Below are 13,046 nucleotides of genomic sequence, written 5' to 3'. Positions count from 1 at the left end.
TTAACAAGAGGCGTGGAGTGCCGCAGGCACGACGGGGACTAAACAAAGGAGTAGCAAAATGCCCAAGATGAAGACCAAATCGGCCGCCAAGAAGCGGTTCAAAATCACCGGCACTGGCAAAGTTGTAGCTGCGGCTGCAGGCAAGCGCCATGGCATGATCAAGCGCTCGAACAAGTTCATTCGCGATGCACGCGGCACCATGGTGCTCTCGGAAGCAGATGCGAAGATCGTAAAACAGTTCCTGCCTAACGGCCTCTAAGCCGCTGTCCTTTAAGGAGATCATGATATGGCACGCGTAAAACGCGGCGTTACCGCCCACGCCAAGCACAAAAAAGTTCTCGATCAGGCTTCCGGTTTCCGTGGTCGTCGCAAGAACACCATCCGCACCGCTAAGGCTGCAGTTGACCGTTCGAAGCAGTATGCTTACCGCGACCGCAAGAATCGCAAGCGTACCTTCCGCGCTCTCTGGATCCAGCGCATCAATGCTGCTGTCCGCGAGCAGGGCCTGACCTATGGCCGTTTCATCGACGGTCTGGCCAAGGCTGGTATCGAAATCGACCGCAAGGTCCTGTCCGATATCGCAATCCACGAACCGGATGCATTCGGTGCGCTGGTTGCATCGGCGAAGAAGGCACTTGAGTACCTCAAGAACACCGAAACGCCGAACGCTTTTGAAGGCGCTGTCCGCTAAGCCAGCCCTTCCCAAGTGACATTGTGAATTTGGGGAACCCGCGCTGGCTCGGCTGGCGCGGGTTTTTCTTTCTTATCTGGTGCCCGGTGCAGATATCGCCGATGAAGAGGCGTGGGTGTTGCAGGCACGACAGGGAAGCTAACCAAGAGGCGTGGAGCGTCGAAGACGCGACAGGGAAGCAAAAACAAGAGGCGTCGAGTGTCCCTTGGACACGAGAGGGACGTAAACCAAGAGGCGACGAGTGTCTTTAGACACGAGTGGGAAGCTAAAAATGAGCGATCTTGAACAACTCGAACAAACGATCATGGGCGAAATCGCCGCCGCCAGCGATGAGCAGGCGATTGAAGCGGTCCGCGTCGCGGCACTGGGCAAGAAGGGCACGGTTTCCGAGAAGCTGAAACTGCTCGGCACCATGACGCCGGAAGAGCGTCAGGTTCAGGGACCGGCGATCAACGGTTTGAAGAACCGCGTCACCGACGCGCTGACGGAGCGCAAGACCGCACTGCGCAAGGCTGCGGTTGCCGCCCGCCTTGAGCGCGAAAAAGTCGATGTGACGCTGCCGGTCCGTGAAAGCGCTGCTTCGCGCGGCCGCATTCATCCGATTTCGCAGGTGGTGGACGAAATCACCGCGATCTTCGCCGACATGGGTTTCTCGATTGCCGAAGGTCCGGATATCGAGACCGATTACTACAATTTCACCGCGCTGAATTTCCCGGAAGGGCACCCGGCACGCGAGATGCACGACACGTTCTTCTTCAATCCAGATGAGAAGGGCGAGCGCAAGCTTCTGCGCACGCATACCTCGCCGGTGCAGGTGCACACGATGGAGAAGTTCGCCGCGATTCGCGACAAGGAAGGCCGCGATGAGCCGATCCGCATCGTGATCCCGGGCAAGACCTATCGCATGGATTCCGACGCCACCCATTCGCCGATGTTCCATCAGGTTGAAGGTCTGGTCGTGGACAAGTCGGCCAATGTCGCCAATATGAAGTGGGTGCTGGAAGAGTTCTGCAAGGCGTTCTTCGAAGTGCCGTCGGTAACGATGCGCATGCGTCCGAGCTTCTTCCCGTTCACGGAACCGTCAGTCGAGGTGGACATCCAGTGCGACCGTTCCGGCCCGCATGTGAAGTTCGGCGAAGGCAATGACTGGCTCGAAATTCTGGGCTGCGGCATGGTGCATCCCAATGTCCTGCGCGCTTCCGGTTACGACCCGGATGTCTATCAGGGCTTTGCCTGGGGTATGGGCATCGACCGCATCGCCATGCTGAAATACGGCATGCCGGATCTGCGCGCCTTCTTCGACGCCGATGTGCGCTGGATCAACCATTACGGTTTCCGTCCGCTCGATCTGCCGACACTGTTCGGTGGTCTGAGCGCATGACGCAACTGCCAGAACCTTATCGCGATGCCGTGACCTTCGCCTTCGGCGACACGCCGGAACTCGCCGATGAGCTGCTTGCGCTGGTTCTCGCGGGTCGCAAGACTGCGACCTGTGCCGCGCTTGCCTCGTTCGGTGAAGACGGTGAGCCGATGCCGGTCGTTGGTCGTCGCGATGTGGTTCTGGATGGTCTTGGCCGACCCGCTGTGGTGGTAGAAACCGTCGAACTGACGGTCCGCCGCTTTGATGAAGTTGATGCGGCATTCGCGGAACAGGAGGGCGAAGGTCCGCTGGAAGAATGGCGAAAGGGGCACGAAGCCTATTTTCGCCGCAACGGCGGCTTCTCCCCGGATATGGAATTGCTTTGCGAGCGCTTTCGCGTTGTCGAAGTGCTCAAACGCTGATTTTTAGGAAAGAACACGATCATGAAATTCACGCTTTCCTGGCTCAAGGATCACCTTGAAACCGATGCGACGCTCGACCAGATCGTCGAGAAGCTGACCGATATCGGTCTTGAAGTGGAATCGGTCGATGACCGCGCCGCCTTCAAGGCTTTCAAGATCGCCAAGGTGGTGAGCGCCACCCAGCATCCCGATGCCGACAAGCTGCGCGTTTTGTCCGTCGATACGGGCGATGGCAAGCCGGTACAGGTCGTTTGCGGTGCGCCCAACGCCCGCGCCGGTCTGGTCGGTGTTCTGGGCCGTCCGGGCGACTATGTGCCGGGTCTCGATGTCACGCTGTCAGTTGGCAAGATTCGCGGTGTCGAAAGCTTTGGCATGATGTGCTCCGAGCGCGAGCTGGAACTGTCCGACGAGCACAATGGCATCATCGATCTGCCGGAAAATGCGCCGGTGGGCACAAGCTTTGCCGCCTATATGGGCCTTGACGATCCGATCATCGAAATCGGCCTCACGCCAAACCGCGCCGATTGCACCGGTATTCATGGCATTGCCCGTGATCTGGCCGCCGCCGGTCTCGGCACGCTGAAGAACACGCTGCCTGCCGCCGCCAAGGGCGAAGGCGAAACGCCGGTCAAGATCATTCTCGATCAGGATGCGGAAAACCCGTTCTGTCTCGGTTTTGCGCTGCGCATGGTCAAGGGCGTGAAGAATGGCCCGAGCCCAAAATGGATGCAGCAGCGTCTGAAGGCAATCGGTCTGCGCCCGATCAATGCGCTGGTGGATATCACCAATTACGTGACCTTCGATCAGGGCCGTCCGCTGCATGTTTTCGACGCGGCGAAGGTCAAGGGCAACCTGACGGTGCGCGCCGCCGGGGATGGCGAAACCATTCTGGCGCTCGACCAGCGCGAGTACAAGCTGAACACCGGCATGTACGTTATCGCCGATGAAAACGGTCCCGAATCGATTGCCGGCATCATGGGTGGCGAGCATTCGGGTTGCGACGAGAACACCACGGATGTGCTGATCGAATCCGCTCTGTGGGATGCTCGCATGATTGCGCGTACGGGCCGCGAACTCGGCATCGTCACCGATGCGCGCTATCGTTTTGAACGCGGCGTCGATCCGGAAATGATGGTTCCCGGTGCGGAAATTGCAACCAGACTGGTGCTGGACCTGTGCGGCGGACAGCCGACGGTTCTCGACGTTGTGGGTTACAAGGCGCCAACCGCGCGCGTCATCGATTTCCCGGTTACGGAAGTCAAGCGCCTGACGGGTATCGAGGTTTCCTACGACGCCTCGCTCGATATCTTGAAGCGTCTCGGCTTCGGTGTCGAAGGCGATGGCAAGGTCATCAAGGCGACGGTGCCGACATGGCGCGGAGACGTGGAAGGCAAGGCCGACCTCGTTGAAGAAGTCATGCGCATTCACGGCATCAACCAGATCGAGCCGCAGCCGCTCCCAAATCATGGCGCCGTCAATGGCCGCATCCTGACCACCTTGCAGATCCGCACGCGTCACGCTCGCCGCATGCTCGCGTCGCGCGGCATGCTGGAAGCGGTGACCTATTCCTTCATTTCGGAAACGCAGGCCAAGGCATTTGGCGGCGGCCAGCCGGAGTTGAAGCTCGCCAACCCGATTGCAGCCGACATGTCGGATATGCGTCCGTCGCTTCTGCCGGGCCTCCTGGCTGCGGCACAACGCAATGCGGATCGCGGTTTTGGCGATATCGCGTTGTTCGAAGTGTCGGGCATCTATGAAGGCGACACGCCGGAGAAGCAGCGCCGTGTGGCGGGCGGTATCCGTCGTGGAACGGCAGGCGTTGAAGGTGCTGGCCGTTTCTGGTCCGGCAATGCCGCAACGGTGGGTGTGTTCGATGCCAAGGCCGATGCGCTGGCCGCACTGGAAGCCGCCGGTGCACCCGTTGACCGCATCCAGATCGAAGCCGGTGGGCCGGAATGGTTCCATCCGGGCCGTTCCGGCACGCTGAAGCTCGGCCCCAAGGTCGTGCTTGGCCATTTCGGCGAGTTCCATCCGGATACGCTGGAAGCGCTCGACGTGTCGGGCAATCTCTGCGGCTTTGAAATCTATATCGATGCGATCCCTGAGCCGAAGGCAAAGGCGACCCGCACCAAGCCTGCGCTCAACCTGTCACAGTTCCAGAGCCTCAAGCGCGATTATGCCTTTGTGGTGGACGCCAATGTCGAGGCGGGCAATGTCGTGAAGGCGGTTTCCGCAGCCGACAAGAAGCTGATCGTCGGCGTGCAGGTGTTCGACATCTTCACGGGTGCATCGCTTGGCGAAGGCAAGAAGTCGATTGCGGTTGAAGTGCTGTTGCAGCCGCAGGACCGCACCCTCACCGATGAAGATCTGGACGCACTGTCAAAGCAGGTTGTGGCCAGTGTCGCCAAACAGACCGGCGGCGTGCTGCGCGGATAAATGAACAGGCCCCGGAAACGGGGCCTTGTTCTTTCCGCTTTGATATTTTTTCGTTTCGTCTCAGGCCCAATCGTGCCATCGATAACGCCGATAGGCATCGCGGCTAGGCGCGCACGCGTCGTGAGAGCAACAATATGAACGAAGGAAACGGCATGTTCCGCTGGGGTATTCTTTCCACCGCCAAAATCGGCGTTACGCAGGTGATACCGGCGCTGGCCGCGTCGGATAACGGTGTTGTCCATGCGATAGCGAGCCGCGATCACGCCCGCGCCCGCGCCGTGGCCGACCGTTTCGGCGCGCCGCTTGCCTTTGGCTCCTATGAGGAATTGCTCGCCAGCGATCAGGTGGACGGCGTTTATATCCCGCTGCCGACATCGCAGCATATCGAATGGACGATCAAGGCCGCAGAAGCTGGCAAACATGTGCTTTGCGAAAAGCCGATAGCGCTCAAGGCCGATGATATCGACCTGCTCATCGCTGCGCGCGACAAGCATAAGGTCACCATCGCCGAAGCCTTCATGGTCTATTATCATCCGCAATGGATCAAGGTGCGCGCCTTGCTGGCGGAAGGCGCCATCGGCACGTTGCGCCATGTTCAGGGCGCTTTCAGCTATTTCAACGTCGATCCCGGCAATATGCGCAACCAGCCGGATCTTGGCGGCGGCGCGCTGCCGGATATCGGCGTGTACCCCACGGTCGTAACGCGCATGGTGACGGGCAAGGAACCGCTTTCGGTGCAGGCGTCTGTCGAAATCGACCCGAATTTCGGCACCGACCGCTATGCCAATGTCGCGGCGCGATTCGATGGTTTCGATATGACTTTCTATGTCGCGACCCAGCTTGCCGGACGTCAGTTCATGGTTTTCCACGGTGACAAGGGCTTCATCGAGGTTCATGCGCCGTTCAATACCGGCAAATACGGTCATGGCCGCATCACGCTTTACGACGCGGGCCACACGGAAGCGACGGAATGGTCGTTTTCGGACGCGAACCACTACCAGTTGCAGGCGGAAAATTTTGTGCGCGCGGTGCGGGGCGAGGATGTATCCTTGTTTTCATTGGAGAATTCCAAGGCAAACCAGCGCTTTATCGATGCGATCTATCGCGCGGGCAAGAATAGTGGTTTCGTAGAGGTATAGAACCGTCTGGAAACAGACCTGTCAGAACGACCGGGAAGGAATTTATGGCTGTCCGGCTGTTCTGACTTGCAGTGAAAAAGCGCCTTTCTTATATACGCCTCGCACAGGGCTTCGATGACAGGCCGAGGGGTCTTGAAAAAACCTCCGGAAACCCAACCTTGAAGCGGGCATTGTGAAAAACCGTAGGAGCCGCCCATGGAACGCTCGGTAGAGGTCTTGGCGGTTTGCTGAATGGAGAGAAATATGGCTAAAGTTATTGGTATCGATCTGGGAACGACCAACTCCTGCGTCGCCGTCATGGACGGTAAGAGCGCGAAGGTCATCGAGAATGCCGAAGGCGCCCGCACGACGCCTTCCATTATTGCTTTCACCGATAGTGACGAACGTCTCGCTGGTCAGCCTGCGAAGCGTCAGGCCGTCACCAATCCGGAAGGCACCCTTTTTGCAGTCAAGCGCCTGATCGGTCGCCGTTTCGACGATCCGATGGTTACCAAGGACAAGGATCTCGTCCCGTACAAGATCGTCAAGGGCGACAATGGCGATGCGTGGGTGGAAGTTCACGGGAAGAAGTATTCGCCATCGCAGGTTTCCGCGATGATCCTTCAGAAGATGAAGGAAACGGCTGAATCCTATCTCGGCGAAACCGTCACGCAGGCCGTTATCACGGTTCCCGCTTACTTCAACGACGCCCAGCGTCAGGCCACCAAGGACGCAGGCAAGATCGCCGGTCTGGAAGTGCTGCGCATCATCAACGAGCCGACCGCCGCTGCGCTGGCTTACGGCCTCGACAAGAGCGAAGGCAAGACCATTGCCGTATACGATCTCGGCGGCGGCACCTTCGACGTGTCGGTGCTTGAAATCGGCGACGGCGTGTTCGAAGTGAAGTCCACCAACGGTGACACGTTCCTCGGTGGTGAAGACTTCGACATGCACATCGTCGACTACATGATCACCGAGTTCAAGAAGGAAAGCGGCATCGACCTGAAGAACGACAAGCTTGCTCTGCAGCGCCTCAAGGAAGCTGCCGAAAAGGCCAAGATCGAACTGTCGTCCGCGCAGCAGACCGAAATCAACCTGCCGTTCATCACCGCCGACGCAACGGGTCCGAAGCATCTGGCCATCAAGCTGTCGCGCGCCAAGTTCGAAAGCCTTGTCGAAGATCTCGTCAAGCGCACGATCGAGCCGTGCAAGGCCGCTCTGAAGGACGCTGGCCTCAAGGCCGGTGAAATCGACGAAGTGGTTCTGGTCGGCGGCATGACCCGTATGCCCAAGATCCAGGAAGTCGTGAAGGCCTTCTTCGGGAAGGAACCGCACAAGGGCGTGAACCCGGACGAAGTCGTCGCCATGGGTGCGGCAATTCAGGCTGGCGTTCTGCAGGGCGACGTCAAGGACGTATTGCTACTCGACGTGACCCCGCTGTCGCTCGGCATCGAAACGCTCGGTGGCGTGTTCACCCGTCTGATCGACCGCAACACGACCATCCCGACCAAGAAGTCGCAGACCTTCTCCACCGCCGAAGACAATCAGTCGGCTGTGACGATCCGCGTCTTCCAGGGCGAGCGTGAAATGGCTGCCGACAACAAGATCCTCGGCCAGTTCGACCTCGTGGGCATTCCGCCTGCACCGCGCGGCGTGCCGCAGATCGAAGTGACCTTCGACATCGATGCCAACGGTATCGTCAACGTCTCGGCCAAGGATAAAGGCACCGGCAAGGAGCACCAGATCCGCATTCAGGCTTCGGGCGGTCTGTCGGATGCCGACATCGAAAAGATGGTCAAGGACGCCGAGGCCAATGCCGAAGCCGACAAGAAGCGCCGTGATGCTGTCGAAGCCAAGAACCAGGCCGAAAGCCTGATCCATTCGACGGAAAAGTCGCTGAAGGATTACGGCGACAAGGTTTCGGAAGACGACAAGCAGGCCATCGAAGGCGCTATTGCAGCGCTCAAGACCTCGCTTGAAGGCGACGATGCCGAAGACATCAAGGCCAAGACCCAGACGCTCGCTGAAACGGCGATGAAGCTTGGTCAGGCCATGTATGAGGCAGCGCAGGCTTCTGAAGGTGAGGACGCCGAAGGCGGCGAACAGGCTTCGTCCAAGGACGATGTCGTTGACGCCGACTATGAAGAAATCGACGACGACAAGAAGAAGTCGTAATCATCTGCCGTTGACAGTGAAAGCCCGGCTCCATGCCGGGCTTTTGCCAGTTTTCTGTATTCGGCATATGACGAATAATAACGAAGGCTCCGGTTGGGAGTCCGGTCCAGCCGCCGGGGTAACGGACGTATGAAGATCGATTATTACGAAGCATTGGGCGTAGAAAAGTCCTGCGATGACAAGACGCTGAAAGCGGCTTTTCGCAAGCTTGCCATGCAGTACCATCCTGATCGCAACCCGGATAATCCGGAAGCTGAACGCAAGTTCAAGGAAATCGGCGAAGCTTACGAAACGCTGAAGGACCCGCAGAAACGGGCCGCCTATGACCGTTTCGGCCATGCTGCCTTCGAAAATGGCGGCGCGGGCGGCGGTTTCGGCAATGGCTTTGCGGGCGCAGGCGGTTTTGCCGATATTTTCGAAGATATTTTTGGCGAGATGATGGGTGGCGGTCGCCGCCGTTCCAGCAACGGTCGCGAACGCGGCGCCGATCTGCGCTATAATATGGAAGTGACGCTCGAAGAAGCATTTGCCGGCAAGACGGCGCAGATTCGCGTGCCGACCTCCATCACCTGTGACGAATGCTCCGGTTCCGGCGCCAAGGCGGGTTCGCAGCCCACCACCTGTACCATGTGTTCGGGTTCGGGCCGTGTTCGCGCGGCGCAGGGCTTCTTCTCGGTGGAACGCACCTGCCCGACATGTAACGGTCGCGGTCAGGTCATCAAGGACCCTTGCGGCAAGTGCCACGGTCAGGGTCGCGTGACGCAGGAGCGTTCGCTCTCGGTCAATATCCCGGCCGGTATCGAGGATGGTACCCGTATTCGCCTTGCAGGCGAGGGCGAGGCCGGAATGCGCGGTGGACCGTCGGGCGATCTTTACATTTTCCTTTCGGTCAAGCCGCATGAGTTCTTCCAGCGCGACGGTTCCGATCTTTATTGCAAGGTGCCGATCTCGATGACCACGGCGGCGCTGGGCGGCCAGTTCGAAGTCTCGACACTGGACGGCACGCAGACCCGTGTGAAGGTTCCCGAAGGCACGCAGAACGCCAAGCAGTTCCGCCTCAAGGGCAAGGGTATGCCGGTTTTGCGACAGCAGGCAGTGGGCGATCTCTATATCCAGATCGATATCGAGACGCCGCAGAACCTGTCGAAGCGCCAGCGGGAATTGCTGGAGGAATTCGAAAAACTCTCCTCGCAGGAGAACAGCCCGAAATCAGCCGGGTTCTTCTCACGGATGAAGGAATTCTTCGAGGGAATAGGTGATTAAAAAAGGGGAGCCATGCGGCTCCCTTTTTTCGTATTTTCCTTATTCCTGCCTTGCTTAGCGAATTGAAAGCGGCATAAACTTGTCCAATAACGACAATGGGAGCATGCGGAATGGCAGGTCAACTCGGCAGGAAACTCGCCGCTAAATTCGACGAGGAAATCCGTTTTTTCAAAGGCTGGATTGACGGGCCGAAAGCGGTCGGCGCCATTCTGCCGACCAGCTCCATCACCGCGCGACGCATGGCAAGCGTCATCGACATTCATTCGGGCCTGCCGGTTCTGGAACTTGGACCGGGCACCGGTGTCATCACCAAGGCGATCCTCAAGCATGGCGTGAAGCCGTCCGATCTTTATTCGATTGAGTATTCGCAGGACTTTGTCGAGCATCTCAACAAGACCTATCCCGAGGTGAACATCATCCAGGGCGATGCGTTCGATCTCGACACCACGCTCGGCGCCATGAAGGACCAGCAGTTCGACAGTATTATTTCTGCCGTACCGTTGCTCAATTTCCCGATGGCGCGCCGCGTCCAGCTGATCGAAGATATGCTGACGCGCATTCCGCGTGGCCGTCCGTTCATGCAGATCACTTATGGTCCTCTGCCGCCGGTTCCAGCGGGTCGCGGAAACTACACGGTTCAGCACTATGATTTCGTCATGCGCAATGTTCCGCCAGCGCAGCTTTGGGTTTACCGCAGGCCGCTCGGCTGAGTGTCTGATCCAAAAGTCACCATGCCGGTCTGCAAATGGCAATTTCTGTGCTTCCGGTGCTCACGTACCCAAAAGTACGCTGCGCTCCGGTTCGCGAAATCACCATTTTCGCCACGGCATGCCGCTTTTTCATTCAGACACTGACTTCCTAGGAGTTGTCCATGACCGCACGTGTTCTTGTCTTCGCCGGTTCGATCCGTATCGGCGCTTTCTCGGGTCATATGGCGGATGCCGCCGAACAGGAATTGCGGGCGCAGGGGGCGGACGTCACCCGCATCACGCTTGCCGATTATCCGCTGCCCTTGATGGACCAGAATCTGGAAAAGGAGCATGGCGTACCTGAAAACGCCATGAAGCTCGGTCGGCTTTTTGCCGAACACGACGCGCTTCTGATCTGCTCGCCGGAATATAATGCGTCCATCCCGCCGCTGCTGAAAAACACGCTCGATTGGGTCAGCCGTATTTCCAAGGATGGCGACCAGCCGTTGCGGCCCTATAGCGGCCTGACGGTCGGTCTGTGCTCGACGTCGGACGGCATGTTCGCCGGTATGCGCGGGCTGTACCACCTGCGCGCCGTACTCATGGCGGTTGGAACCCAGGTCGTGACCGAACAATGTTCGGTCGGCCGCGCCTCGGTGGCATTCAACGAGGACGGAACGCTCAAGGATGAGCGCAGCGCAAGGATGCTCACAGCCGTCTGCCAGAGCGTGCTCGGCCGGGTCAGCTGATTCTCCATTCAATCTGCATATTTCAGGGCGCGGTATCTTTCGTACCGCGCCCTGTTGTGCGAATAGAACAAAAATTGCAGCGGAGAATTTCATGACGACGACAGACTTACGCGATCGCCTGATCGTGGGCCTCGACGTGCCAACTATCGCCGAAGCGGAAAAAGCCGTTGAGGAACTCGGCGATGCCGTTTCCTTCTACAAGATCGGCTATCAGCTAGTTTTCGCGGGCGGTCTCGATTTTGCGAAGAGCCTGATTGCGGCGAAGAAAAAAGTCTTCCTCGACATGAAGCTGCTCGATATCGACAACACCATTGCCAAGGGCGTGGAGAATGTTGCGAAGATGGGCGTCTCAATGCTCACGCTCCATGCCTATCCGAAAGCCATGCGCGCCGCTGTCGAAGCGGCCAAGGGGTCCGATCTCTGCCTGCTCGGCGTGACGGTGCTGACATCGATGGATGATGCCGACCTTCGGGAAGCAGGCTATTCCGACAATGCGGAAACGCTGGTGCTGAAGCGTGCGCGTCAGGCGCTGGACGCCGGCATGGGCGGTATCGTTGCTTCAGCTGCCGAAGCTGCCGCCATACGTCAGGCAATTGGGCCGGATATGGCCGTGGTGACACCGGGCATCCGTCCCGCAGGCGCGGAGAAGGGCGATCAGAAGCGCGTCATGACGCCTGCGGATGCGCTGCAAGCAGGCGCAAGCCATCTCGTCGTAGCGCGACCGATTGTCGGCGCGGCGGATCGCAAAGCGTCTGCGCTTGCCATTCTGAAAGAAATGCGCTCGGTTGCGTAAATAATATTGGAGGAGCACAGCATGACAAAAGCCTATTGGATCGCCCGCGTGGATGTGCGCGACCCGGAACGCTACAAGGATTATGTGGCAGGCTCGAAGGTTGCATTCGAGCGTTATGGCGCGAAATTCCTGGCGCGTGGCGGCAAGGCGGAAGCCGTCGAAGGGCAAGGCCGCGCACGCAATGTCGTTATCGAATTCGAGACGATGCAGCACGCACTCGATTGCTTCAATTCACCGGAATATCAGGCCGCAGCCGCGATACGCCGGACGGTCGCGGATGGTGAAGTCCTCATCGTCGAGGCTTTTGAAGGCTAAAGCACATCCCGAAAAGTGCGAAGCGGTTTTCGGACAAGATGTGCGTGCAAAAAGCGCGCTTTCAGCTGGAATGTGAAAAGGCCCCGAAGAGGGCCTTTTTCTTTTAGAGCAATACCGGCGGATCATGCCGCCCTGCCAATGTGAGATCGAGCAGCAACACCTTTCCGGCATGGGGGTCGGCATTGCGGGCTTCTTCGTTCATGCCTTCATGGGCGCTGGTCACGATCATCACCGCCGCATCCGGCCCGACAAAGGCCGGGCAAGATGGCTGGGTAACTGGCAGCTCGATAGAGCGGATCAGACGACCCTGCGGCGAATAGGCGTGAAGCGCCTTTCCGCCCCAGCAAGCGTTCCAGACGGTGCCTTCCGCATCCACGACCGACCCGTCAACGCCGCCTTCTTCAACACGATGATGAAAGACGCTCTTGTCCGAAACCGGCAGGCCCGTTTCCGGATCGGTATCGACGCGCCAGATGATGTTGCGGTCGGTATCGGCGAAATAGGCGATCTTTCCGTCCGGGGAAAAGCAGATCGAATTGGTGATCGTGATGCCGGAGAAAAGCTTTTTCACCTGGCCTTCGCGATACCACCAGATGGAACCAGCATCCTTCTCGGCCTTCCGGCCCATGGTGCCGATCCAAAACGCGCCCGACGGGTGGACGCGTGCATCGTTGGAGCGCGTCACCGGATTGTCGGCTTCCAGCGGATGATGCATGGTCAGGCGGCCATTGGCGCGTTCGCGGATGAACAGCCCGTGTTCGCTGACCACAAGCTGACGCTCGCGGTCGATAACGGCGAGGGCGCTGGCTTTCATGCCGAGGTCATGAACTTCCATTGCCCCGCTTTCCCAGTTTCGCTCGATCAGCTTGTGCCCGAGAATATCGAACCACCAGACATGGCCTGTCAGCGGATCGTAACCCGGGCCTTCGCCCAGTTCGGCAGTATGGTCGGCGAATATAGCAGTTTGGACGGACGTCACCTTTTCCTCCCGAAAAGTATCATTCAACCGCTGTGTCTAGAGCATTTTCCCGCCAA

The 13,046-nt window shown here is 58.7% G+C and carries 13 protein-coding genes; 12 read left to right on the top strand and 1 reads right to left on the bottom strand.

Annotation, left to right across the window (positions count from 1 at the left end; all coding sequences use genetic code 11):
• Window positions 1–58: 58 nt before the first annotated feature.
• From rpmI to JAU75_RS07390, 12 genes are all read left to right on the top strand, one after another.
• Window positions 59–259, top strand: a complete 201-nt coding sequence (rpmI, locus tag JAU75_RS07445; RefSeq protein WP_024898386.1) for a 50S ribosomal protein L35 — start codon at window positions 59–61, stop codon at window positions 257–259.
• 27 nt (window positions 260–286) lie between these two features.
• Window positions 287–691, top strand: coding sequence for a 50S ribosomal protein L20 (gene rplT / locus JAU75_RS07440; RefSeq protein ID WP_007872656.1), 405 nt, complete (start codon window positions 287–289; stop codon window positions 689–691).
• A 271-nt stretch (window positions 692–962) separates the two neighbouring features.
• Entirely contained in the window at window positions 963–2,072 is a 1,110-nt protein-coding gene (gene pheS, locus JAU75_RS07435) for a phenylalanine--tRNA ligase subunit alpha (protein ID WP_151588519.1), read from the top strand.
• Complete coding sequence (locus JAU75_RS07430; RefSeq protein ID WP_199055874.1) at window positions 2,069–2,473, top strand: ASCH domain-containing protein; 405 nt, start codon at window positions 2,069–2,071, stop codon at window positions 2,471–2,473. The genes pheS and JAU75_RS07430 overlap by 4 nt, the downstream gene beginning before the upstream one ends.
• A 21-nt stretch (window positions 2,474–2,494) precedes the next feature.
• The gene (pheT, locus tag JAU75_RS07425; RefSeq protein WP_199055873.1) at window positions 2,495–4,909 is read left to right on the top strand and encodes a phenylalanine--tRNA ligase subunit beta; all 2,415 of its coding nucleotides are present in this window, start codon (window positions 2,495–2,497) and stop codon (window positions 4,907–4,909) included.
• A gap of 152 nt (window positions 4,910–5,061) precedes the next feature.
• A complete protein-coding gene (locus JAU75_RS07420; protein WP_199056029.1) occupies window positions 5,062–6,048 on the top strand; it encodes a Gfo/Idh/MocA family protein in 987 nt (328 codons plus the stop codon).
• 243 nt (window positions 6,049–6,291) lie between these two features.
• The gene (gene dnaK, locus JAU75_RS07415) at window positions 6,292–8,202 is read left to right on the top strand and encodes a molecular chaperone DnaK (protein WP_199055872.1); all 1,911 of its coding nucleotides are present in this window, start codon (window positions 6,292–6,294) and stop codon (window positions 8,200–8,202) included.
• A gap of 129 nt (window positions 8,203–8,331) precedes the next feature.
• A complete protein-coding gene (gene dnaJ / locus JAU75_RS07410) occupies window positions 8,332–9,465 on the top strand; it encodes a molecular chaperone DnaJ (RefSeq protein ID WP_199055871.1) in 1,134 nt (377 codons plus the stop codon).
• Between the two features lie 110 nt (window positions 9,466–9,575).
• Entirely contained in the window at window positions 9,576–10,175 is a 600-nt protein-coding gene (gene pmtA, locus JAU75_RS07405; RefSeq protein ID WP_199055870.1) for a phospholipid N-methyltransferase PmtA, read from the top strand.
• A 161-nt stretch (window positions 10,176–10,336) separates the two neighbouring features.
• Window positions 10,337–10,903 carry an NAD(P)H-dependent oxidoreductase gene (locus tag JAU75_RS07400; RefSeq protein WP_199055869.1) on the top strand — a complete coding sequence of 189 codons (567 nt, stop codon included), beginning with the start codon at window positions 10,337–10,339 and terminating at the stop codon, window positions 10,901–10,903.
• A gap of 91 nt (window positions 10,904–10,994) precedes the next feature.
• Window positions 10,995–11,696 (top strand): orotidine-5'-phosphate decarboxylase, encoded by a 702-nt coding sequence (gene pyrF / locus JAU75_RS07395; RefSeq protein ID WP_199055868.1) that lies wholly within the window; start codon window positions 10,995–10,997, stop codon window positions 11,694–11,696.
• A 21-nt stretch (window positions 11,697–11,717) separates the two neighbouring features.
• Window positions 11,718–12,011 (top strand): DUF1330 domain-containing protein, encoded by a 294-nt coding sequence (locus JAU75_RS07390; RefSeq protein ID WP_078337686.1) that lies wholly within the window; start codon window positions 11,718–11,720, stop codon window positions 12,009–12,011.
• 103 nt (window positions 12,012–12,114) lie between these two features.
• Here JAU75_RS07390 and JAU75_RS07385 read toward each other — a convergent pair whose 3' ends face one another.
• Window positions 12,115–12,990: an SMP-30/gluconolactonase/LRE family protein gene (locus tag JAU75_RS07385; RefSeq protein ID WP_199055867.1), complete on the bottom strand. Its 876-nt coding sequence runs from the start codon at window positions 12,988–12,990 to the stop codon at window positions 12,115–12,117.
• Between the last annotated feature and the right edge of the window lie 56 nt (window positions 12,991–13,046).

Source organism: Ochrobactrum sp. Q0168 (genome assembly GCF_016427605.1).
GTDB lineage: Bacteria > Pseudomonadota > Alphaproteobacteria > Rhizobiales > Rhizobiaceae > Brucella.
The sequence above is the reverse complement of the archived record's forward strand: the minus strand, read 5'-3'. Positions and strand labels throughout refer to the sequence as shown.

Excerpts from the sequence above, each read along its gene's own strand:
- rpmI (WP_024898386.1), top strand. The coding sequence starts at position 59 with ATGCCCAAGATGAAGACCAAATCGGCCGCCAAGAAGCGGTTCAAAATC.
- rplT (WP_007872656.1), top strand. The coding sequence starts at position 287 with ATGGCACGCGTAAAACGCGGCGTTACCGCCCACGCCAAGCACAAAAAA.
- pheS (WP_151588519.1), top strand. The coding sequence starts at position 963 with ATGAGCGATCTTGAACAACTCGAACAAACGATCATGGGCGAAATCGCC.
- JAU75_RS07430 (WP_199055874.1), top strand. The coding sequence starts at position 2,069 with ATGACGCAACTGCCAGAACCTTATCGCGATGCCGTGACCTTCGCCTTC.
- pheT (WP_199055873.1), top strand. The coding sequence starts at position 2,495 with ATGAAATTCACGCTTTCCTGGCTCAAGGATCACCTTGAAACCGATGCG.
- JAU75_RS07420 (WP_199056029.1), top strand. The coding sequence starts at position 5,062 with ATGTTCCGCTGGGGTATTCTTTCCACCGCCAAAATCGGCGTTACGCAG.
- dnaK (WP_199055872.1), top strand. The coding sequence starts at position 6,292 with ATGGCTAAAGTTATTGGTATCGATCTGGGAACGACCAACTCCTGCGTC.
- dnaJ (WP_199055871.1), top strand. The coding sequence starts at position 8,332 with ATGAAGATCGATTATTACGAAGCATTGGGCGTAGAAAAGTCCTGCGAT.
- pmtA (WP_199055870.1), top strand. The coding sequence starts at position 9,576 with ATGGCAGGTCAACTCGGCAGGAAACTCGCCGCTAAATTCGACGAGGAA.
- JAU75_RS07400 (WP_199055869.1), top strand. The coding sequence starts at position 10,337 with ATGACCGCACGTGTTCTTGTCTTCGCCGGTTCGATCCGTATCGGCGCT.
- pyrF (WP_199055868.1), top strand. The coding sequence starts at position 10,995 with ATGACGACGACAGACTTACGCGATCGCCTGATCGTGGGCCTCGACGTG.
- JAU75_RS07390 (WP_078337686.1), top strand. The coding sequence starts at position 11,718 with ATGACAAAAGCCTATTGGATCGCCCGCGTGGATGTGCGCGACCCGGAA.